Annotated in this window: 20 protein-coding genes; 6 read left to right on the forward strand and 14 right to left on the reverse strand. The window is 63.3% G+C overall.

Features of this window, described 5'->3' with window-relative positions; genetic code table 11:
- Together ABWK72_RS13765 and ABWK72_RS13770 are read right to left on the reverse strand one after the other, a co-directional pair.
- Window positions 1-1,116 carry a hypothetical protein gene (locus ABWK72_RS13765; protein WP_367870146.1) on the reverse strand — a complete coding sequence of 372 codons (1,116 nt, stop codon included), beginning with the start codon at window positions 1,114-1,116 and terminating at the stop codon, window positions 1-3.
- Between the two features lie 9 nt (window positions 1,117-1,125).
- Window positions 1,126-2,253 carry a hypothetical protein gene (locus tag ABWK72_RS13770; RefSeq protein WP_367870147.1) on the reverse strand — a complete coding sequence of 376 codons (1,128 nt, stop codon included), beginning with the start codon at window positions 2,251-2,253 and terminating at the stop codon, window positions 1,126-1,128.
- Between the two features lie 136 nt (window positions 2,254-2,389).
- Between ABWK72_RS13770 and ABWK72_RS13775 the strand changes: the two genes are divergently transcribed.
- Window positions 2,390-3,211 carry a TIGR00730 family Rossman fold protein gene (locus ABWK72_RS13775; RefSeq protein WP_367870148.1) on the forward strand — a complete coding sequence of 274 codons (822 nt, stop codon included), beginning with the start codon at window positions 2,390-2,392 and terminating at the stop codon, window positions 3,209-3,211.
- 74 nt (window positions 3,212-3,285) lie between these two features.
- On the opposite strand, the gene ABWK72_RS13780 is transcribed toward ABWK72_RS13775, so the two are convergent.
- On the reverse strand, window positions 3,286-3,879 hold the full coding sequence (locus tag ABWK72_RS13780) for a GNAT family N-acetyltransferase (protein WP_367870149.1): 594 nt from the start codon (window positions 3,877-3,879) through the stop codon (window positions 3,286-3,288).
- Window positions 3,880-3,961: 82 nt separating this feature from the next.
- On the opposite strand from ABWK72_RS13780, the gene ABWK72_RS13785 reads away from it, so the two are divergent.
- A complete protein-coding gene (locus tag ABWK72_RS13785; RefSeq protein WP_367870150.1) occupies window positions 3,962-4,702 on the forward strand; it encodes a copper homeostasis protein CutC in 741 nt (246 codons plus the stop codon).
- On the opposite strand, the gene ABWK72_RS13790 is transcribed toward ABWK72_RS13785, so the two are convergent.
- Window positions 4,699-5,748 carry a PA0069 family radical SAM protein gene (locus tag ABWK72_RS13790; RefSeq protein ID WP_367870151.1) on the reverse strand — a complete coding sequence of 350 codons (1,050 nt, stop codon included), beginning with the start codon at window positions 5,746-5,748 and terminating at the stop codon, window positions 4,699-4,701. The genes ABWK72_RS13785 and ABWK72_RS13790 overlap by 4 nt on opposite strands.
- Window positions 5,749-5,885: 137 nt before the next feature.
- Here ABWK72_RS13790 and ABWK72_RS13795 point away from each other — a divergent pair, with 137 nt between their 5' ends.
- Window positions 5,886-7,178 carry an amino acid permease gene (locus ABWK72_RS13795; RefSeq protein ID WP_367870152.1) on the forward strand — a complete coding sequence of 431 codons (1,293 nt, stop codon included), beginning with the start codon at window positions 5,886-5,888 and terminating at the stop codon, window positions 7,176-7,178.
- The gene (locus ABWK72_RS13800) at window positions 7,175-8,275 is read left to right on the forward strand and encodes a hypothetical protein (RefSeq protein WP_367870153.1); all 1,101 of its coding nucleotides are present in this window, start codon (window positions 7,175-7,177) and stop codon (window positions 8,273-8,275) included. Before ABWK72_RS13795 ends, ABWK72_RS13800 begins: the two co-directional genes overlap by 4 nt.
- A 14-nt stretch (window positions 8,276-8,289) precedes the next feature.
- Here ABWK72_RS13800 and ABWK72_RS13805 read toward each other — a convergent pair whose 3' ends face one another.
- On the reverse strand, window positions 8,290-9,204 hold the full coding sequence (locus ABWK72_RS13805) for a serine hydrolase domain-containing protein (RefSeq protein ID WP_367870154.1): 915 nt from the start codon (window positions 9,202-9,204) through the stop codon (window positions 8,290-8,292).
- Window positions 9,205-9,406: 202 nt separating this feature from the next.
- On the opposite strand from ABWK72_RS13805, the gene ABWK72_RS13810 reads away from it, so the two are divergent.
- Together ABWK72_RS13810 and ABWK72_RS13815 are read left to right on the forward strand one after the other, a co-directional pair.
- A complete protein-coding gene (locus ABWK72_RS13810) occupies window positions 9,407-10,648 on the forward strand; it encodes an SHD1 domain-containing protein (RefSeq protein WP_367870155.1) in 1,242 nt (413 codons plus the stop codon).
- Between the two features lie 51 nt (window positions 10,649-10,699).
- Complete coding sequence (locus ABWK72_RS13815; RefSeq protein WP_367870156.1) at window positions 10,700-12,310, forward strand: ABC-F family ATP-binding cassette domain-containing protein; 1,611 nt, start codon at window positions 10,700-10,702, stop codon at window positions 12,308-12,310.
- Window positions 12,311-12,316: 6 nt separating this feature from the next.
- On the opposite strand, the gene ABWK72_RS13820 is transcribed toward ABWK72_RS13815, so the two are convergent.
- From ABWK72_RS13820 to ABWK72_RS13860, 9 genes are all read right to left on the reverse strand, one after another.
- A complete protein-coding gene (locus ABWK72_RS13820; protein ID WP_367870157.1) occupies window positions 12,317-12,628 on the reverse strand; it encodes a hypothetical protein in 312 nt (103 codons plus the stop codon).
- A gap of 92 nt (window positions 12,629-12,720) precedes the next feature.
- Window positions 12,721-13,023 (reverse strand): gamma-butyrobetaine hydroxylase-like domain-containing protein, encoded by a 303-nt coding sequence (locus ABWK72_RS13825; RefSeq protein WP_367870158.1) that lies wholly within the window; start codon window positions 13,021-13,023, stop codon window positions 12,721-12,723.
- Window positions 13,020-13,700, reverse strand: coding sequence for a YggS family pyridoxal phosphate-dependent enzyme (locus ABWK72_RS13830; protein WP_367870159.1), 681 nt, complete (start codon window positions 13,698-13,700; stop codon window positions 13,020-13,022). Before ABWK72_RS13830 ends, ABWK72_RS13825 begins: the two co-directional genes overlap by 4 nt.
- The gene (locus ABWK72_RS13835; protein ID WP_367870160.1) at window positions 13,700-15,943 is read right to left on the reverse strand and encodes a carboxy terminal-processing peptidase; all 2,244 of its coding nucleotides are present in this window, start codon (window positions 15,941-15,943) and stop codon (window positions 13,700-13,702) included. Before ABWK72_RS13835 ends, ABWK72_RS13830 begins: the two co-directional genes overlap by 1 nt.
- 206 nt (window positions 15,944-16,149) lie before the next feature.
- Window positions 16,150-16,896 carry a S1C family serine protease gene (locus ABWK72_RS13840; protein ID WP_367870161.1) on the reverse strand — a complete coding sequence of 249 codons (747 nt, stop codon included), beginning with the start codon at window positions 16,894-16,896 and terminating at the stop codon, window positions 16,150-16,152.
- Window positions 16,897-16,907: 11 nt separating this feature from the next.
- Window positions 16,908-17,471, reverse strand: a complete 564-nt coding sequence (locus ABWK72_RS13845) for a polysaccharide biosynthesis/export family protein (protein ID WP_367870162.1) — start codon at window positions 17,469-17,471, stop codon at window positions 16,908-16,910.
- A gap of 30 nt (window positions 17,472-17,501) precedes the next feature.
- Window positions 17,502-19,670, reverse strand: coding sequence for a GumC family protein (locus tag ABWK72_RS13850; protein WP_367870163.1), 2,169 nt, complete (start codon window positions 19,668-19,670; stop codon window positions 17,502-17,504).
- A gap of 149 nt (window positions 19,671-19,819) precedes the next feature.
- Entirely contained in the window at window positions 19,820-21,052 is a 1,233-nt protein-coding gene (locus ABWK72_RS13855; protein ID WP_367870164.1) for a hypothetical protein, read from the reverse strand.
- Between the two features lie 50 nt (window positions 21,053-21,102).
- A complete protein-coding gene (locus ABWK72_RS13860) occupies window positions 21,103-21,720 on the reverse strand; it encodes a hypothetical protein (protein WP_367870165.1) in 618 nt (205 codons plus the stop codon).
- Between the last annotated feature and the right edge of the window lie 8 nt (window positions 21,721-21,728).

A 21,728-nucleotide genomic window follows, 5' to 3' on the forward strand; every position in this document is an offset into this window, starting at 1 on the left:
CTACTCGCCCGCCTTCACCGGCATGCCCGGTAGTTCCAGCCAATGCGGGGCAAGCAGTTCCTCGATCTCGAAAGACCGCTCCTCCTCCCCGGACCGCTTGACTCGAACACGCAGCCGGACCATCCCCGCAGGGTCGAAGGTGGACATCTTGCTGCCGAAGGCGCCCCGATTTTCAGCGCGCGCCGCAAAGGCCTCCTCAATCGCCCGCCCCAAGGCCGTCGCTCGAGTCACCCGGATTTCCGGAGAAGACGAGACCACCTCCCCTGGATGACCGGGCCGCGGGAACGAGAGCACCAGGCCGATGCTTGCGCCACTCTGCCCCTCCGCCCCGAGACGCTCGCGCGCCAAGACGCGGAACTCGCCCTCCCCGGCCTCGGTTCCAATCAGGAAGAGGCCCCAGGACTCGGAGCCGGCACGCACGTAAGCCTCCCAATCCAGCTTCCATTCTCCGTTTTCTTGGAAGAATACCGATTCAAGGAAGTCCCCTTCGCCCTTCTTCCACATCATTTCGACGGCTGGTCCCGCAGGAGTGTGGATGAGGTTCCGCATCACCAGCTCAAGCTGGGTGCCTGCGGGAACTTCCGGGTTCTGACTGTAATAGCGGGCCATGCGTGCGACCGTCTGCTCCGCCCGCAACACGTGGCGGGATCTGGCCGCCACGTCGGAGGTCGAGAGGAACCCGGACATGCAGTCCGCGCAGGCTTCGGAATGATCCTCAAGGAACTGCTGGTCATCCTTGGAAAGCCCCACGTCCTTTTCCACGTAGTCCGCGGAAGGCGCGGGGGGCACGTCCGGCCACTTGCGCTTGAGCAGTACCGCGCCAATCCCGACCAGAATCACCCACCCGGCCACCAAGAACATCAGCATCCGGGCCTTCTTTTTTCCCTCGCGGCTACGGTGGCGCGATTGGTGTTGGTGTTGGCGACTTGCTCCCGGCCTGCGCACTTTCCGCCTTACCCGCACAGCCTCGGGTGAACCGTCATCGGGGGCGCCTTCCCCGCCCGTCACCGGATCATGCCCGCAGGCCGGGCAATCGCCGCGCTTGTCCGCATCGGCGGCCTTGAACAGCGCGCCGCAATGGCGACAGTGGAACCATGCTCCGGGAATTTCGCTCACGGCTTCTTGCTAGGGACTGACCCAGCCTTTGTGAAGAATCTCCGTGATCAGAAATGCCTTCTGGCCACCCGCCGGCGGCCCCGTCAGCTTCAGGGTGATTGCCGATGCCTTGTCCACGGGGAGAAATCGCGAGTTTTCAGACAACACGCTCTGCAAAAAGGACGCCTCCGCGGACTCCTGCGGCACAAAGGCCCACACGAAATCGTAGCCCGAAAGATCCGTCAATTGGTAGGACCGGTAGGCGGACTCCGGGAATTCCGGTGTGAAAAATTGGGCCGGGCTGATCTTGGCGCGCACGATGACCTTATCCGCCTTGGCACCAGCCTGTAGCTCCGCGACGCTGACATCGCCCAAGCCTTGGCTCGCCTCCCAATCGATCTTCAAACCGCCGTCCACCCGCACGACTCGGATTTCAAAGGCCTCGAAATCGCCGTTTTGGCCCTTCAGGACCAAGGACGGCCAAGCGCTCTCGGAATCGACAAACTGCCCGATCTCCTGTCCCACCGCATAGATCGGTTTGGTCCTCCACGGGCGCCACTTCTTCTCAAGCTTGTCGCGTATTTTATCCGGGTTCCGGAGCAGCGGTAGAACTTCGGCGGTGGAAGTAGCCGCTGCGTATTTGTCCAAGACTTCCATCGCAGCGGGGAAAAGGGTTCCGGTATGGCTGAGCAGGTAGTTCAACTCCTCCACATGCCGATCCTGCGGAGCCTCCGGCACCGTATCCAGGGTGGCCGCGGCGGTGGCCGTGGCATTTCTCGTGGCCAGGTGGGCAATAACCGCCACCACGGCGAGCACGCAGGAGCCCACGGCCATTCCCAGCGTCCAAAACTTCAGGTTGCGGCGCTTCTCGCGGCGACTTGGCGGGAGCGGCCCGGCGGGCCCCACCTCGTTCATATCGCGGGCTTTCACCGGTGGCACCGCTTCTTCCGTTCCCAGCCGGACCGGATCTTCATCCGCCACCTCGCTGGCCCCGGGCCGGGAACTCCCTTGGCCGATCCGCAAGCCGATTTCGATCCCGCCGTCGGCCTCCTCGCGCCAAGCGGGCGGCGGCGCGGCCCCACCACCGATCACGCGGACCCGCAAGCCTCCGCGCCCGTCCTCTCCATCCCTTGCCTCGATCCGTTTTTGCGGAAGCATGCTTTGCGCGCGGAAAGTGGCACCGAAGTTTCCGGCGGGCAAAAGCTTTCGGAGCTCCCGGCACCTGCCGGACCCACGGAACCCTGCCCGATTCCCCGTGGCGCAGGTCCGCCTGCCATGTTAGAGAACCGGGACCATGACCCCGCCCGATTGCCCGGATCTCCCACAACCCACTGAACAGCATCAGATCAGTGAAGAGGCAATCCGCGAGGAGGAGCGCTTCGAATTGCAAAACCCGGACCGCGGCTTCCTCGCCGGGCCGCGCTCGCGACTGCATGACGTGGGGACGATTTTCCGCGTCGGGGTGGATTTCCTGCGGGCTTTCCGGACCCTCCACTTCGTCGGTCCGGCCGTCACGGTCTTCGGGTCGGCGCGAATCCAGCCCGGCACCACCTACTACGAAATGGCTCGCCAGGTCGGTGCCGCGATCGCCGAACTCGGCTTCACGGTGATGACCGGCGGCGGGCCGGGGATCATGGAGGCGGCCAACCGCGGGGCGCACGAGGCCGGCGGCCGCTCGATCGGGATCAACATCGAATTGCCCTTCGAGCAGCACCTCAATCCCTACGTGGACCGCTCGGTGACCATGCGCTACTTCTTCACGCGCAAGACCATCCTGATCAAATACTCCTACGCCTTCGTGGTCCTGCCGGGCGGGGCCGGGACCTTGGACGAAATGTTCGAGACCATGACCCTGATCCAGACCGGGAAGATCCGTAATTTCCCGATCGTGCTGATGGGCAAAGACTACTGGCAGCCCCTGATGGATTTCATCTACCACATGGCCGAGGCCGGGATGATCAGTCACGACGACCCTGATCTTGTATTCTTCACGGATGACATTGCCGACGCCATGGCCCACCTCCAGCGCCACGCCGTGCGCCAATTCGGCCTGCGCCGCCACAAGCTCCCCAACCCGAAGCCGATCCTCGGCGAGAAGGGCGTCAGCTCGTCTTAGGCAGGGATCGCTCTCCGAGCGGTCCGGCGGATGGCGGCGCCCCAGAGCAAACCGACGTCCGCCCCTGCCTGCTCTTAGAGGAAGCGCGGTGCCAATTCCGCCAGGCGCCCGGCCAAATCCACTCCCGCCGGCGTCCCGGGAATCGTCTCAAGATCCCCCAGGTTCCAACGGAAAACGGCGTTGTAGCCATCCCACTCCCCCTGCGCGCCGGTATCGCGCATCCACCGCAGCGCCGGAGCGTTCTCGGGCATCGCGTAACCCGTGAAGGTTCCGATCCCACAACGGTAGGCGACCAGCCACAGCACCGAGAGCAGGAGCGTCGCGACGCCGCGCCCCTGATCGCGATCCAGTACGGTGACCGAAATTTCCGCGTCGCCCGGATTCTCCTTCGAGCGCCAGAAGCTCGCCGCGCCGAGACCCGGAAAGCCCTCGCGGCTTGGATCGAAAAGCGTCCAGATCGCGTGCTCCGGCAATTGCCCCGCCAACAAACGGTCGAGCATCGAGTCACCGATGACTTCACCATCGCGGACCCAGAAGCGCTGGTAGCGCGCCTCCGGCGAAAGCAAGCGGTAGCCCTCCGCCACGTAGGCCCGATCCGCCGGAGTCAAGGGGCGCGCCACCACCGGCGTGCCATCGCGCAACTGCAGTTCGAGCCGCTCGGGAGTCATTGCTGTCATCCAAGCCCGGCGGCAGCGGACGGCGAAGCGAATTTCACTCGTCGCCCTACCGCGTGGTCCGCAAGTTCGCTGCATGACTTTGGAAATCTGCGTGGATTCGCTCGATTCCGTGATCGCCTGCGCGGAGGGCGGGGCCGACCGCATCGAGCTCTGCGCTGCCCTCGCCGAGGGCGGCCTGACGCCCAGCGCCGGCTTCCTTTCCCAAGCCCGCGCGATTTTTCCCGGCGAGATCGCGATGATGATCCGGCCCCGCGGTGGCGACTTCGTCTATCGCCCGGAGGAACTCGCCGCGATGTGCGCGGACATCGAACTGGCCGGCGAATTGGGCGCGGATGCGGTGGTCTTCGGCTGCCTCTTGCCGGACGGCTCGCTGGATCTCGCGGCCACGGAAACCCTGCTGGAAGCCTGTGGCGGGATGCCCGCCGTCTTTCACCGCGCCTTCGACGTCTGCAAGGACTTACCGGAAGCCCTGGAGACCCTGGTGGGGCTGGGTTTCGCGCGCATCCTCACCAGCGGCGGTGCACCCACCGTCATGGAAGGCCTCGGCACGATCGCTGCCCTGATGACCCAAGCGGCAGGCCGGATCGGAATTCTTCCCGGGGGAGGAATCAAGGCTGACCAGATCGTTGAAATCATCGCGGAGACGGGCGTGGATCAGGTCCACCTATCCGCCCGCAGCATCTGCGAGAGTCCGATGCAATTCCGGCGGCCCGAGATCCCAATGGGAGCGGTCGCGGTGCTTGGCGAATACGAGCGCAGAATCGCCGATGCCGTACTGGTGGCAGAAGCGAGGAAAGCGCTGCTCCCGCCTTAAAACAGCTCCCCCTGCCCTGCCATCACCTTTCGAAAGGCCGCCGTGCTCAGTTCCGGTGCCCGGGTCGCCAGGCCGAGCCGCCGGCAGCTCGCATGGAACAGCGCCCGCAACTGCCCCGCCGGCTCGCCCTGCCCGCGCATCCGCTCGCCGGGCACGCTGCTATTCAACTTCCCACCGTGCGAGGCGCGGATCCGCCCGAGGATCTTCTCCTTCCGCTCCGGGAAATGGCGGTCGAGCCACGCGGAAAACACCTCCGCCACCGCCCCCGGCAATCTCACCGTCGTATAGAACGCAAAGCTTCCCCCGGCCTCCTTCACCGCCTCCAGGATCGCGGGCAACTCGCTATCATTCAGCGCCGGGATCATCGGTGCCGCGCTCACTCCCACCGGTATCCCGGCATCGGCGAGGGCGCGGATCGCATCAAGCCGCGCCCGCGGTGAGGAAGCACGCGGTTCGAGAATCCGGGCCAGCTTCGGGTCGAGCGAGGTGACCGACAGAAACACGCAGGCTGCGCGATGCCGCGCCAATTCCCCCAAGTAATCCACATCCCGCGCCACCAGGGCATTCTTCGTGATCAGTCCCACCGGCTGCCGGAAGCGGGCCATCACCTCCAGGCAGCCGCGGGTGATCTCCAGCTTCCGCTCCACCGGCTGGTAGCAATCGGTGATCCCGCTCATCGCGATCATCGCCGGCTTGTAGGATGGCTTGGCCAGCGCCTTTTCCAGGAGCCTCGGTGCGTCCGCCTTCACGATGATCTTCGATTCGAAGTCGAGCCCCGCGGAGTAGCCGAGGTATTCGTGATAGGTCCGGGCATAGCAGTAGGAGCAGCCGTGCTCGCAACCGCGGTAAGGATTCACGCTGTATTCGAAGCGAAGGTCTTCCGAATCGTTCGAATTAAGCACCGTCTGCGAGTCGTCGCGCAGGAAAGTCGTGCGCAGGGGGCGCGGATCATCGTCGATCCAGGCGTCCTCATCCGTCTGGCAATGGAGCAGGTCGAAGCGGTTCACCGGATTCTGCTGAGCCCCCCGGCCGCGGTGCGGATCCATGCGCGGATGGTCGGAGGAATGCGGAGGGAGCGCAACTGAAATTGTTCACATGAACACTAATTGGTGAATGGATTGAAAAGACAACGCCATCAAATCGGCATTTGCCCGGGACCGGAATTTCGCGGATGTGTTAGACCGTGTTGAAGCCAGCCCATGCCGGAGCCTTCGCCGCCACCGCCCTGGTGGTGGCGAGCATGGTTGGCGTTGGTGTCTTCACCTCGCTGGGTTTTCAATTGATCGATCTGGATTCCGCTCCCCAGATCCTCTTCCTGTGGACCCTTGGCGGGCTTCTCGCGCTATGCGGGGCTTTCTGCTATGCCGAGGTGGCGGCGCTGTTGCCAAAGTCCGGTGGCGAGTATCATTTCCTGCGGACGATTTATCATCCGAGCCTCGGCTTCATGGCGGGCATGCTGTCGGCCTTCGCCGGTTTTGCGGCACCGACCGCGATCACGGCGCTGGCCTTCGGCGAATACCTTCACAAGGCGTGGGGCGGCATTTCGGTGCAGCACGCAGCGGCCCTGGTCATCCTGCTCGGCACGGCGGCACACGCGGTGAGCACCCGCACCAGCGCCCGGGTTCAGGTGGCGGCCACCAGCTTGAAGCTGGTGCTGATCCTCACTTTCATCGCCGCAGCATGGTTGCTCCCGGGTAAGGGCGACATCCGCTGGACGCTCGATCTGAAGACGGACGCCGCCGCGGTGATCCAACCGGCCTTTGCAGTGGCTCTGCTCTACGTGACCTACTCCTACACCGGCTGGAATGCCGCCGTGTACGGGCTGGAAGAATGGAACGAACCGCAGCGCACGGTGCCGCGCGCCCTGCTCTGGGGCACGGTGCTGGTGGCTGTTTTGTACGTGAGCTTGAACGCTTCCTTCCTGCATGCGGCACCGGTGGCAGCTCTCAGGGGCCAGGAAGCGGTGGGTCACATCGCCTCCACCTCCCTCTTCGGCGCGGAGGCCGCGCGGATGGTGTCCGGGCTTTTCGCCGTCGGCCTCTTCGCCTCGGCCAGTGCCCTGCTCTGGGCGGGCCCGCGGGTGCTGGGGGCGATGGGCCGCGGCATGCGCTCACTGTCGTTCTTCGCGCCGCGCCGCGATGTCCCGCATCTGGCCCTGCTCTTCCAGACCACGGTCGCACTGATCTTGGTTTTCGCCGCCGGTCTGCGCGACTTGATGGAAGTTACCCAGATCGGCCTGACCCTCTGCACTTCGATGGTCGTGGCCGGCTGCATGGTGCTGCGGGTCCGCTCGCCCGAGCTGCCGCGACCGGTCAAGGTGCCCCTTTATCCGCTTCCGCCCTTGCTTTTCCTGACGATGGCGGGATTCGTCATCGTGTATTCCGCCGTCAAGCATCCCACGACCACGCTCGCCGGCGCGGGCGTGGCGGTATTCTTCGCGGTGATCTGGTTCCCGCTGAAACTGATTCGAAAATGAAACGACTTCTCCTCCTGCCGCTCGTATTCGCCATGGCCTCCTGCGGGCCTCCCAAGCCACCGCGCGGCCAAACGCAAACGCTCGCTCCCGGGCCCGAGGCTTTCGCGCCGGTCGAGGGCCAAGCCACCGCCGACGACATCGCGCGCTTCCTGGCCGGACGACCGGTGCGCCACGGCGCGGCGCTCTCGCAGATGCAGCAGACGGGAAACTATCAGGACCACGCCGCGGACATGGCGATGAAGTGGCGCGTCTTCGCTTCGAAGCGCACCGCCCGCCAGCGCGATTGGGCCGCCGCCAATGTCCGGCCGGTGATCGGCGATCCGCGGGTGCTGCTCTATCCCTTCGGCGGACCGGACCTGCTGCACGCCACCGCGCTCTTCCCCCAGGCCTCGAACTACGTGCTGCTGGGCCTGGAGCCGGCCGGCGGCCTGCCCTATCTTGAAAATGCCGATCCCGGCGCGGTGCTGGGCGCCCTAGGCCGCCTGAACGCGGCCATGGATGCCCAGCTCAAGACCGGCTACTTCATCACCAAGGACATGAAGAACGACCTGTCGGGCGGCCCCTTGCCCGGCGTCACGCCGATCCTGCTGGCGAGTTTGGCGCTGATGGACGCCACGGTTGAAAATGTGCAGCCGCTGAGCGCGGCGGGTCGTTCCGGAGTGGATATCCAGTTCCGCCTCCCCGGCGGCGGTTCACGACGCGCGATCTATGTCTCGGGCGATCTCTCGAACGGCGGCTTCAACAGCTCCTACCGCGGCTGGCTTTCGTCCTACGGCGGCAGCGTCGCCTACTTCAAGGCGGCCTCCTACCTGATGCACGACTCCGGCTTTTCCGGGATCCGAGAGTGGGTGCTGTCGAACTGCCGTGGCGTGGTCCAGGACGACTCCGGCATTCCCTACCGCTACTATGATGCCAGCAAATGGGACGTCCGGCTCTTCGGGGACTATGAGGCACCTATCGAACTCTTCGCCAAGCACGGCCAGCCCGATCTGCGCGCGGCCTACGATGCCATCGGCGGCGGGCCGTCGATCCCCTTCGGTTCCGGCTACCACATCCGCCCCGGCGACGCGAATCTGATCATCGCGGTGAAAAAGTGAGGGCGGGCTGTGCCTCAAGACAGCGCATCTAGGAAAGCCCCGTCCCTCCAGGAGGAGGCCCTGCCCAATCTCGACACCACCTTGTTCTCCGCGGGCCAAATGAAGACCCGGCGGCCTGAGGAGCCGACGAGGGCGACCATGTCCGCGGGCTGGCGGCGCGAGAAACAAGCCCCCGCCCAGAAGCCGCTGCCACGCGGCGGATCAAGCGCGTCTTCCACCTCGATGGGAAAGGCCCCGGCTTTGCGGGCATTCGTGTTCCGCCAGATCCCGCCACCGAACATCGGATTGGCCGCGGAAGTCCGGGTCATGCGGGCGAGAATCCTCGCGTCGAAGCCATCGGTGCCCTCCCCGCGCAATAGGCTGCCCAAGGTTTTCCCGAGCCGCCCCAACTCCTCCACACTCATCTCCGCGCCGGTCGAAAGGAAGAATCGCCCTTTCTTGTCCGCGCGCCAATCCGGGCTGCTCAAGCCGATCGGCCGCATCACCGCGCGATGGATGAACTTCTCCAAGGTCTCGCCACGGGCCACAAGCTTGCGCTGGAGCAGCTCCGCGAGCACTTCCCAGCAAGCGGGGCCATAGCGGAAGAGCGCGCCCGGTTCATCGACCGCCGGTAACGCGACCGCCGCACGGCCCTTGTCGGAAGGATTCCGGTAGAGTGCGGCGACCCCTGCCTCGAGTCCTGCTGTCTGCTGCAGCAGCATCAGGACGGTGATGCGTGACTTGCGGAAGTCTCCCCGCCATTCGGGGATCGTCGCGGAAACCCGTTCGTCATCCGCCAACCAGCCCTCTCCCATTGCCCTGGTCGCGGCCAGTGCCGCCAGCACCTTGCTCAAGCTCAGCGAGGGACCCCGCGCATCCGGATTCCATGCGAGGACCCGCCGCTGTCCCTGCCACGCGCCCCAGCCCTGCGCGCCATGCCGTTTCGCCACGGCATCCGCGCGGCGTAGTGCGGCGGATGACCACCCTTCCCCGGCGGGCCCGGAAAACGCGCAGCCCCCGCAGGCCGCGAACAACGAGTAAAAAAAGCGCCTGCGGTCGATCATTCCGCCTGACCCCTACAACGGCAGAATCCGCGGGGAAAGCCACAACTCGCCGATTGCCGCCGGGGTTGAAACATGCATCATGCGCGCGATGAATCTCCCCCTCTTTGCCGGGTTCGCCATCTTCGCCGCCCTTACTCTGGCCGCCTCGGCCCAGGAAGCCCGGACTTGGACGGATACAAAGGGACGGAAACTCGAAGGCGCCTTCCTCAGGCAGGACGAGGCCACGGTCTGGGTAAAGCGCGGCGACGGCAAGGAGATCGCCATCCCCAAGAAAACGCTCAGTCCCGACGATCTCAAGCATCTCGAAAGCGCTGCCCCCGTTCCCGCTGATGCCAATGCCGGCGGCGCACCGGCAACTGCCGGAACGGGCGGGCGCTTCAATGACGCTCCCATCGATCCCACAACCTTTCAAGCGCGGGCAGGCGGACTCAAGCTCGACATCCTGAACTACACTTCAACGCTTGAGACCGATCATTACATCATCGCCGGAACGCCCAAGATCCGGCCTGCGACCTTGAGCGTTTATGCCGAAGTGGCGGAACGGCTATGGGTGGATTTGGCCGCGGATTTCCCGGATTTGGCGGAGGCCTACAAGGGCGGCCTCAAGATGGCGCTTCTCATTTTCAATGACGAGAAGGAGCACGCGGTTTTCGCTTCGTGGCACGAGAAGCACGCCGAGGCGAGCTCGTCGGTCTCGCCGATTTTCAACATGACCCGCTCCACCATTTCCGGCTGGCGCTTCGACAAGAAATTCGCGGATGAGGCCAAGATCGCGACCCGGGGCAGGGCGTTCCGGATGGACGGCAAAGGCTACCAACACAACAAGAAGACCTGGCCCCAGCGGATCCATTTCCTCTCCAGCGACATCTTGAACCACTGGGTGGGCAACGCCACCCGCACCGATGGCCAATCGCTTTCCATGGTGGCATTTTGCCTCGCCTTCCATCGCGAACAGTTGATCTGCGGGCGGATCGAGACCGAAGTCTCCTTCGGCGGCGGATCGGAGGTGGAAGGCTTCAAAAACGGCCGGAATTGGGCAGGTGCTACCAAGAAACTCCTAAAAGCGGGAGCCACGCCGGATATCAAGTCCTTCCTCGAAGGGGAGGCCAGCGAGGCCAACCCCCGCGACCTCGGGATGGGCCTCGGGCTAATGCAATTCATTCGCACGGACCCGGCCCGGCAGAAGAGCTTCTCGAAAATGCTTCAGGAGGCCTCCTCTTCCAAGGAGAGTCCGGACGGTGCCGCCTTCGCCAAGGCGATCGGCTTCGCGTCGGCAGAGGAGCTGAACAAGGCTTGGCTCGACTACATGCTCACCGACGCCTTCCAGTAAGCTCCGCGCCTTGCGCTTGCCCCGGAGCGCCTGCTCGCCTACATCCGCCGCGTGCTCACGATCCACAAGCTGACCAAGACGCTCGGCGGCCGAACCCTGTTCCGCGAGGCGGAGATGTCGATCAACTGGGGCGAGCGTATCGCCTTGGTCGGCCCGAACGGTGCCGGCAAGTCGACGCTCTTCCGCATGATCCTCGGTGAGGAGGAGCTGGATACAGGCACAATCGAGCGCGACGACTACGCGATCACCGGCTACCTGGCGCAGGAATCCGGCGATCCCGGTGACGAAACGGTGCTGGAGATTGCAATGGGCATCACCCCCGAAATGGTCGGCTACCTGCGCGCGATGCGCGAGCACGAGGCCAAGGACACGACGGGCGACCCGGAGTACGCGCACGCCCAGGACCAATTCAACCATCTCAACGGCTACCAACTGGAGCCGAAGGCCAAGAAAATCCTGGCCGGGCTGGGCTACAAGGAGGCGGACTTCCACCGCACCGCGCGCGAATTTTCCGGCGGCTGGATCATGCGCGCTTATCTCGCGCGCCTGCTGGTCCAGGAGCCCGACCTGCTAATGCTGGACGAGCCGACCAACCACCTCGACCTGCTCTCGCTGCTGTGGTTCCAGCGCTACCTGACGAATTACCCGGGCGCGATCCTGATGATTTCGCACGATCGCGACTTCATGGACGCGATCGTGGAGAACGTGGTGGAGATCGATCCCGACATGCAGGAATTCATCTCCTACACCGGCAACTACTCCAGCTACCTCGAGCAGCGCGAGGCGCGCTACGAGCAAAAGGTCCAAGCCTATCGCAATCAAAACAAGGAGATCGAAGGCCATCAGGAATTCATCGACCGCTTCCGGCAGGTGGGATCGAAGGCGGCACAGGTGCAGTCGCGGATCAAGTTCCTGGATAAAATGGAGCGGATCGAGAAGCCGCGTGCGCCCCGCAAGCCCTTCAAGTTCGCCTTCCCGCAGCCGCCGCGCTCGAACCAGAAGGTCATCGACCTGCAGAAGGTCGGCCAAGCTTACGGCGACAAACAGATCTACAAGGACCTCGACCTCACCATCGAGCGGGGGGACAAGATCGTCCTGGTCGGACCGAACGGTGCAGGTAAATCGACACTGATCAAAATCCTGGCCGGCCTGCTGCCGATCAATGGCGGCAAGCGCGAGGTCGGCTACGCGACCAAGCTGGGCTACTACTCACAGCACCGCTCCGAGACGCTCAACGAGGACAACACCGTGCTCGAAGAGGTCCTGGCGAGTTGCACCACCCTGCGCGAGGAAGATGCCCGCGCGATCCTGGGCTCCTTCCTCTTCCGCCGCACCGATGTGGAGAAGCGCTGCGGCGTGCTCTCCGGCGGTGAGAAATCGCGGCTCAACCTCGTGAAGTTCCTCGTCGATCCGCCGAACCTGCTATTGATGGACGAGCCGACGACCCACCTCGACATCCTCTCGATCGACTCGCTGGTGAACGCGCTGAAGGGCTACGAAGGCACGCTGGTCTTCATCTCCCACGACGTCCACTTCATCCGCAATCTCGCGGAGACCACGCTCCACATCAACAACGGCGTGGTCACCCGCTACACCGGCGGCTACGATTACTTCCTGGAGAAGAGCGGGCTCAACGACGATCGCGGCGCGGTCACGGCTTGATCGCAGTCAGGTCTGGTCCGGAGTCGCCCAGGCCGGCAATCCCATCAGGAAGACTAACAGGAATACACCCAGGGACAGGACCACGCCTGCCCAGAACATCAGCCAGCGCCCGCGGCCGAGACCTTCACCCCGGCGGAAGAGACCGCGGAGATAGAGTTCGGCGAGCGGCCCGAGCAGGAAGCAGGCGTTCGCGCCTGTCGCCATCATGGCAGCGAAGATCAGCGCCGGGAAAAGGGGCATCTGCTGCTTCGTCACCCAGACGGCGATCACGGCCAGCCCGGGTACCAAGAGGATGAGATTGTACAGGAGCCGGAGCATTTCCCAGCCGACAACGATTTCCCGCAGTGCTCCCCTTTGCTCATCGGGAGCCGGAGCACTGGCTGGCGGCGCATAGGGATCCATCGCCTTTCTCAGGGTAAGAGCGCGAGCTTCAGCAAATAGTCGAAGGTGTAGATGCCGGTGGAGTGCCCGTCCGCCCAGAAGAGCTGGAGGGCATAACCGCCGACCGCTTCGTAGCGGAGCAACTCGAAGCCCCGCGGACCGATCTGCTGGACCGGGCGCAGTACCCTGCCGAGCGCATCCGGCTCCCCTTGGCAGGCGGCGCAAGGACAGGCACGCCTCAGTAGATCCAAGGGCAGATAGACCTCTTCGCCCTCCGCAAAGCGCAGGGCGAGTTCCTGGCCGATGACCGCCGTGTGCTCAAGTCGTCTCATAAGGTATAGTCGCGATGCCCGAAAAGAGCGGACCCGACCCGCACGATGGTCGCACCCTCGGCGATCGCGTCCTCGAAATCACCGCTCATGCCCATGCTCAAGCCGGGCAGCGGGAGACCGGACGCGGCTTGAAGGCGATCACGCAACTCGCGGGTGGCGGCGAACCAGCGGCGGGACTCGCCTTCCGGCGGAATCGCCATCAGCCCGCGGATTTCAAGATTCGCCAAGCGCGGAAGCTGCTCCGCTGCGACGATCAGCCCGGCGGGTGAGAAGCCGCCTTTGCTCTCCTCCCCGGCAATATTGACCTCCAGATACACCGGCGGGCGTTTGCCCTCCTCACCGGCCACGCGGTCCAGAGATTCCGCCAAGCGCAGGGAATCGACGCTGTGGATGCAGGCGAAATCCGCGAGCACCTTGCGCACCTTGTTGCGTTGCAGGCTACCGATGAAGTGCCATTCGAGGTCCCTGGGGAGCCCCGCAATCTTGGGCGCGGCTTCCTGCTGGCGGCTTTCACCGAAAACACGCTGGCCGGCCTCGCATGCCTCCGCGACGGCTTCCATCGGAAACGTCTTCGAGACCGCAAGCAATTCCACCTCCGCCCCGCTGCGGCCCGCCGCTGCGCAGGCAGCGGCGATGCGTTCACGGATGGCGGCGAGACGTTCGGCAAGTTCCGCCATCAGCGGCTGATCAATCCGGCGATGCGGGCCTTGCGGGTGGTGTCCACCAGATCACCGAGGATCTTCACGCCTTCCCGCTTGTGCGGGTCCAGCGCGCTGGGCCAAGACGGGGTGTCGTCGAGCTCAGCCGTCGCATCCTTGGCCTTGCGCATGTAGCCTTCGTTTTCAGCGGAGGGGTCGAACTTCACAATATCGGCACCCTTCTCCACGTCATCCAAGGTCAGCTTGTAGAAGGTCAGCTCACCTTGATCCTTCTTTTGCGTGAGGCCGAAGCGCTCGCGGCGCTCGGCATTCCGCTGCTGCTGTTGCTTGTCGATCTCGTCGAGCTCCTTCTTCCGGTCGGCGAGGTTGAGCGAAATGCTGTTCTCGCGGATGCGGGCCTTGGCCTTGGTGACGTCTTCGATCACGTAGGCAAAGTCCTTGGAAGCGGCGACCCGTTCAGTGCTCAACTCCTTCAGGCGGGGCAGAAACAGATCTTCCTTCTTGAGCGAAGTGAAGTCGGGCGCGCGGCGGATCATGTCGTGCGCCAGCGGGTGGTCGAGGAAGGCCTCGCCCACCTCCAGCGCATCGGTCAGGCTCGGCAGGACCACGTCCGGGATCACACCCATTTTCTGGGTGGAGGATCCGGAGGGCCGGTAGAACTTCTGGATCGTGACCTTCAGGGTGCCTGCCTTGTTGCGGGCCTTGAAGAAGGGCAACATGCGACCGATGTCCATCGGCTGCTGGACCGTGCCCTTGCCGAAGGTGGAGGATTCGCCGACGATCACCGCACGGTTCGAGTCCTGCAAGGCGCCGGCCAGAATCTCGCTGGCGGAGGCGCTGCTCTTATCGGTCAGGACGATCATCGGGCCATTGTAAATCGGTTCCTGCTTGTCGGACTCCTTCACCTGGACCTCGCCGAAGATGCTCTTTACCTGGACCACCGGGCCGCGCTGGGTGAAGAAGCCGGTCATGCGGCGGACCTCCTCGAGCGCGCCGCCGCCGTTGTTGCGGAGGTCGAGCAGCAGGCCGTCGATCTTCTCGGTCTTCAGGCGCTCGAGCAAGCGCTCGACGTCCACCGAGCAGCGGACCTTGCCCTCGTCGAAATCAGCATAGAAGGAAGGCAGCGTGATGATCCCGAGGCGGGTCGCTTCGCCCGTCGGTGCCTTCATGTCGATGATCTCGGCACTCGCTTGCTCGTCCTTCAGGGCGACCTTGGCGCGGACGATATTGATCAGGACCGTCTCACCCGGCGCACCGCCGGCCGGCTCGGCCTTCAGGCGCACGGGCGTGTCTTCCTCGCCGCGGATCAGATCGACCACCTTGTCGATCTTCATGAACATGATATCGACGATCTCGCGCGGGCCGTCGCCATCCGGATCGACTGCCACGACGCGGTCGTTGAGCTTGAGGGTTCCCTGTTTGTCGGCGGGACCGCCGACGACAATGCCCATGATCTTGGTGGCCCCGTCTTCCTCGCCCTGCAGCAGGGCCCCGATCCCGACGAGTTCGTTCTTCATCCCGTCGCGGAAGCGATCCATCTCGCGGGTGCTCATGTAGTCGGTGTGGGGATCGAAGGAGCGCGCGACCGCGCTGAGGAACATGGCGGCCATGTCCTCGTCATCGACGTCCTTGACCACGCTGTGGAGGAAGCGCTCGTAGCGGAGGGCGATCTTCTCCTTGGGGTCCTTGTCGTTCTTGAGCGGGTTATCCTTGCCCTGCTTGGCCGCCATCTGCGCGATCATGTCGCGGCGGAGGGTCTCGGAAAGCACCGCTTCCTTAATCTGCTGGCGCCACACGGCCATGGCCTCTGCCTCATCCTTCGGCCAGGCGGCGTCCTTACGGCTGCGCTGGATCGACTCGGTCTTGGTGAAATCGAATTCGTTCGCGGCCAGCATCCGCTTGGCCTCGGCGACGCGCGCCTCGACCCGGGTCTTGAAGGTGCCGTAGATGTCGGCCGCCGCTGCCATGCTCTGCTGCTTCATCAGCATCTGGGCGAGCTCCCCGCCGTACTGGCGGTTGAAGCGGTCAATGTCCTCCTGGGTGAAATAAACCTTCCCGGAATCAAGGTCACGGAGGAAGTCATCCAGAAACAACTGGCTCATCTGGTTGAACTGCAGATGGGCGAAGTGGCTGTTCTGGAGCATGATCGCCATCTGGCGTCCCACCTCGTCAAAGTCCGCCGCTTGCTGCGCGCAGGCGGTAAGGGACGAGACCGTGAGACCTACCGACAAGGCGGCGCTGCGGATGCGTGAGAATTTCATGGATGGGAAAAACCGGGGCGTCAACAATTCTGCTAACGTCGCACGCCGGTCGGAATTGTCGATTTTTTAAACCCGTAGGGAAAGCCGAAACGGCTTACCGGAGGAAGTGTGGGAGGATAATGCGGAAGATTCACCGAACCTTCATCTTCCCCGGAGCGGGCAGTATCCCGGGCTCGCCGGGCGCTTGTTACTTAAGACTTTCCTCCTCAGGGCAGCTTCCGGGAGGCGCGCTTTTCTTCCAACCAAGTCCGGAGGACCTCCTCGCGGGCCTTTTCCTCGCCCTCCACGGGGTCCGGCGGGGCAACGAACATTCCGTTCTCCCAGAGCATCCGCGGCGTCACGTCAGACATGCCAAGCGGTCTCGCTTCAAGTTGCACGGTGACCTTCGTCAGTTCGCCGTTGCGGAGGATCTCCAGTTTGACCTTTTCGCCGGGTTTGCACCTCTTGACCACCGTGGAAAAGGCCTCGGGCGCGCCGGGACCGACCCAGCGCAGGCCTTCAAGCGAGACGATCACATCGCCCAACTTCAATCCTGCACGATCGGCCGGGCTCTTCTCCTTGACCTCGGTGACCAGCACCCCGGTGCGGGCCAGCTTGTCGCCGGGAATCGCGACATTCAGCAGCTCGCGCATGCCGACGCCCACGAATCCCCGGCCGTGATTCTTTTGATGATCCGCCACGACCAGTTCGCGGAGCGGCTCACGCAGCCGGAGCTTGGCCTCGGGCTCGGCGGTGGCCTCGTATTCGCTGAAAAGCAGTTCCAGTGCCCGGCTTGGCTCGGATCGCGCCCATGTGGTGAGCTGAAGCTGGGCTTCCTCCCGTTCCCGGAAGTTCTCGCTAGCCAGGAGCCCCACCCATTCGCGGACCTTCGCACCTTGGCAAAACGCAGTCGCCGGGACCACCCAGAGGGCAATCCCGGCAACAAGGCAAATCGTGCTGCGGCGCGCGGGCATGGCGCGGGAGATCAGTTGCCGAGGAAGTTCTTCTGGGGCACCTCGATCGTGTCACCCGCTTCGAGAGGGATGTTCATGAACTTGGTGGACTTCAGATTGTATTCCTTGCGTTGACCGCCGCGGATCAGCGCGACGCGGTTCATGGCTCCGAATTCCGAGGCTCCTTTGGCCGCTTGCACGGCATTGTAGAGCGTCAGGCCGCGGGTGAACGGGACCGGGCCCGGACTCCTCACCTGACCACCGACGGTGACCTCCAGCTTGGCAAGCTGTTCATCGGACGAAGCCAGCACCTGGATGGTGGGGTGGGTGTAGATATCCGCGGAACGGTAGGCGCTCTCGATATTTGCCGCCAAGGTCTGGGGGCTCAAGCCGGCGGCCCGGACAGTGCCGATCAGAGGCATGCGAATGCTCCCATCATCCGACACCGGGTAGGTGTTGTTGACCATCGCCACCTCGGTGGCCGGGACACCGCCGATGCGGATCTCGATCGCTTGGCCAGCGCGGATGGCGGTCTGGGCGGAGAGCCCTTGGACAAGGCCTGCAAGGCAGGCGAGTAGAACTAGGAGTCGTTTCATGGGAACAGATTGTTCAAGTGAAATGGCGTGTCAATATAGGTCTTGCTTGTCGGCCGGCTTGGCCGGGCGACTGGCGCGCGGCTGGACCGGAGTGGGATTGGAAACGGTGGCACCGCTGGAGGGAATCGGCTGGGATTCGGCCGGCGCGTAATACGTGTAGTAGCTGGTGTAGTACTGATACTGGCTGTCGCTGCGGACATCCACGTTGTTGAGCACCACGCCGATGACATGGCCGCCGACGTTTTCGACCGCTTGCTTCACGCGCATCAACATGTTGCGCGGCAGCTTGCGGTGCTGCACGACGATCATGGTCAGGTCCACTTCGCTGGCCAGCACCGAGGCATCGCTCACGCCGAGGATCGGCGGGGAGTCCACCAGCACAAGGTCGAAGCGCTGCTTCACGTCCTGGATGAGCTCGGACATGCGGCGGGAATTCAGGATGCCGGCGGCGTCCGCAGGCAGAATGCCGGAGGGCATGAAGTAGAGGTTGTCCACCGGGGTCTGGAGGATCACGTCTTCCAACATCAGCTCGGTGGTCAGGTAGTTGGTGAGACCGACGGAGTTGTTGATGTCGAAGAAAGTGTGGAGACGCGGGCGGCGCAAGTCGGCGTCGATCATCAGGGTGGTGTAGCCGCCCTGCGCGCAGATGTAAGCGAGGTTCACGAGAGTCGTGGACTTGCCCTCGCCGGCACCGCCTGAGACGACGGTGATGGCGTTGTCTTCCGGGTTCTTGCGGTTGAACTCGATGTTGGTGCGCAGGATCCGGTAAGCCTCGGCATCCGGACTCATTCCGCTCTGCTTGTAGAGCACTCCGACGTCCTTCGGGATCACGGCAAGCACCGGCACTTGCAGGTAGCGCTCGACGTCCTCGAGCGTCTTCACGGAGGTATCGAGGTATTCGAGGAAGAAGGCGACGCCGACGCCGAAGATCAGACCGACCACGGCACCGAGCGCGAGGTTCAGGGTCACGTTCGGGCTCACCGGCACCTGCGACAGGGACGGCTCCTCATGGATGATGATCGGCTCCTCCAAGACCTTGGTGTTCATCTGGTCTTGAATCTGTTTGAGCCTGAGACCCTTGAGCAGATCCTGCGCGGTTTCGAAGTCGTTCTTCGCGTCGAGGTAAGCCTGCGTCTCCAGGCCGCCCTTGACCGCATCTTCCTTTTTCAAGTTCATGCGGGCCTCGAAGCGGATGAGCTGCTCCTTTGCCAATTCGAGCTTCGCCTTGAGAGCTTCGCGCAGGTTCGCGCTGGCTTCGCTGAGATCCTGCTCCATCCCGGAGAGGACCTTGGCTTGGGAAATCATATTGGGATGGCGCGAGCCCAGCCCTTGGCTCTTCATTCCCTCAAACTCGCGGCGTGCCGTCTGATACTGCGGCAGCAGGCTGGGGATGATGTTGTCCGGCAGGTCCAAGCTGGACGCGTAGTTCATCAATTGCGGCCCGTCATATTTCAGCAGGGTCTCGATCTGGCTCTCCAACTGGATCTTCTCCTGCTCCAGCTTGGTGTAATTGCGCGCTGCGTCCGTCGCATCTTCTTCCGGACCGAATCCGCCGGCACCGCGGTTGCCTTGTTCGTAAATGATCTTGCCGGTACGGATGATCGAGGAGAGGAATTTCCGCTTGTCTTCCACCAAGTCTTCCTGGTCGGTCACCGCCTTGTCGAGTTGGATCAGGGCTTGGCTCGCACTGTCCACCTGGATCTTGGTGCGGCGTTCACGGTAGGCTTCCGAAACCGCCTTGGCAATCGCTTGGGCATCCTTGGGATCGCTGTAGCGCACCCGGATCTCGATCAACGAGGTGCCGCGGATGTTCTGGGCATCGACGATGCTGTGGAGGGTGCGGCGCACCCCTTCCGGATCGGAATTCCACCGGTTGACCAGATCGAGGCTCTCGATGGCGTTGTCGAGGGTCTTCTGGGAACGGATTACCTCGAACTCGGTCGCGTAGAAGTTCTGGCCCACGTCGATCGCCCTGCGGTTATCGGACAGGCCGGGGATGTCAATGCCCCCCAAGCCTTTCGGATTGACCTGTACGACCGCCTTGCTCTCGTACTTCTTCGGCATCACGTAGGTGATGACAAGGGCGGTCATGAACACGAGCAGGAAGGTCAGCAGGATCACGCCGTAGCGGTTCTTGATGACCTGCCAGTAATCAATGGCATGGAGATTGGCTTCCGACTGTTGGGACGGTTGATTCATTGGGTCGCGTTTGCTGGATGTCTTATTGTCACGGATCGCTCCCCGTTCAAACGAAAACTCCCGCAATGGTAAACCATTGCGGGAGTTCGAAGAATTCGAAACGGAAGCGTTAGCTAGAAGAATTCAGGAATGCTGGTGGCTGAGGGGGTTCACTCGAACTCCATGCGGACACCGACATTGACGCGGTTCCGGTCGTAGCTGCGGAAGGGCAGGTCGGAACTGGAATCGGTGTAGTTGTAGGAGATATCGCCGGAGAAGTTCTGGGTGAACTTCAGCGAGAGGCCAATGTAGGCATTGACCAGATCTTCGCTCGGGGAGCCACCGGCAGCCAAGCCGGTGCCAACGAGGCGGCCGTCTTCAAAGTCGGACATGATGTAATCGACACCGCCGAAGACCGAGAGCTTCTGGGAAATGGCGTAGTCACCGGAAAGTCCGATGCGCAGGGTTTTGCGGGAGTCGAATTCGGTGAGAAACGGCGTGCTGACCACCGTGTCGTAATCCTCAATGCCGTAGCGCAGGAAGGAGCGAATCATGAACGCCTCGTTCACGCGGGTGTTGAACATCAACTCCGCGTAAGGATCGGTCGTATTGTCACCGTTGATGGAATCCACTTCACGGAACTGGGCACCCACGCGGGCGATCATGATCGTGTTCGGGCTGAAGCGGTGCTCGACACCGGCAAGCAGGTAGTGGTTCGTGGAATCAGAGGCCACGCCATCACCGGAGGTCTCGGAGTAGCGGTAGTCAGCCGTCAGCACCGTTTGCGGCGTGAGCTGGTAGCGGAACTGGTTGTAGACCGTCCACGTGAAGCGGTCCGCATTCGGCACGGTCGAATCGTAGTCGAGTTCGGAAAGCGTGAAGCCCGTGTAGGTGGCCAAACGCTCGGTCCAGCGGTAACCCACCGAGTTGTCGGTCTGCCAGTAGAGATACTCACCCACCTGACGGGAGGTGGCGTAGCCGTAGGCGTAATCCGGCTCCAACTCGTAGGAGATGTGGTTGCGGCTCGAAAAGCGCAGGCGCTCGCTGACGCGATGGGTGAAGTTCACCCCGGCCCGGAACTGGCCGTAAAGATCCTCGGAACCGAGGGCCTTGGGTTCATCGAAGTAGTAAATGGCGCCGACGCGGGCATACACGTCCCAAGTCGTCTGCGGCGTGATCGACACGAGCGACAGGCCGACGTAAGGATTGGTGCTGACGGCGTCGTCATCCGCGCCGGCACCAACGGCCGTCGGGTTGACGTTGTCATCCCACGTCAGGTTGATCCCTGCGGTCCACTTCAGAGGCATGCTCTCCTGCGCTTCTTCGGAAACGTGGTAGAGATCGGCCTGAACGGCTCCGATCACGGAGGCGGCGGCGAGGGTAGTAAGGAAGCTGCGTTTCATGAGGAAATTGAAATAATTCGGAAGTGCTGAGTTTGGGCAGCGGAACTCAGTTAGTTAGGGATCGGGTCACCCTTGCCGCCATCGTCATCGCCGCCGTCGTCGATGATCGGACGGTCGATATCGGTATTCACCGGCGGCACGATGATCGGCGGGATCGTCGGCGGGAGGCCGGGAGGCAGCATCGGCGGGCCGCCCGGGGTTGGACCCACGGGGCCTTGACCGGGGAAGTCGAGCGGGTTCCAAGCGGGCTTCACGGCCACGTCGGAAACCTTGCCACCCTTCGCGCTGTAACCGCCCTCACCCTTGCTGGGGTCAAGCCGGCTCATCACCGATTGCACGGCGCTGAGGGATTCAGGAGAAACGGCAACCGCGCATTGAGAGATCAGGCGCATCTTATCGGGAGCGACAGAAGCGGCGGTCTCGACAATCTTGGCGACGGTCTTCACGTCGGCCTTGGAGGTCTCGATGGCAGCCTTGACGACCTCGCAAGAGCAAGCGGGATTCGCGGCGACCTCCTTTTCGACGATCTGGAGAACTTCGGCGGGCTGGGCAGCGACCGCGTGCTTCACCGAAACGGCGATTTTGAGGCAATCGGCCTCGGCCATGCTGGTGGCAGGAAGCATGCCCAGCGCAGTGGCCGCCAGCGCAAGTCGGATGGTGGTTTTCATGTTGTGAA

Source organism: Luteolibacter sp. Populi (assembly GCF_040801775.1).
In the GTDB taxonomy this organism is placed as follows: Bacteria; Verrucomicrobiota; Verrucomicrobiia; order Verrucomicrobiales; family Akkermansiaceae; genus Haloferula.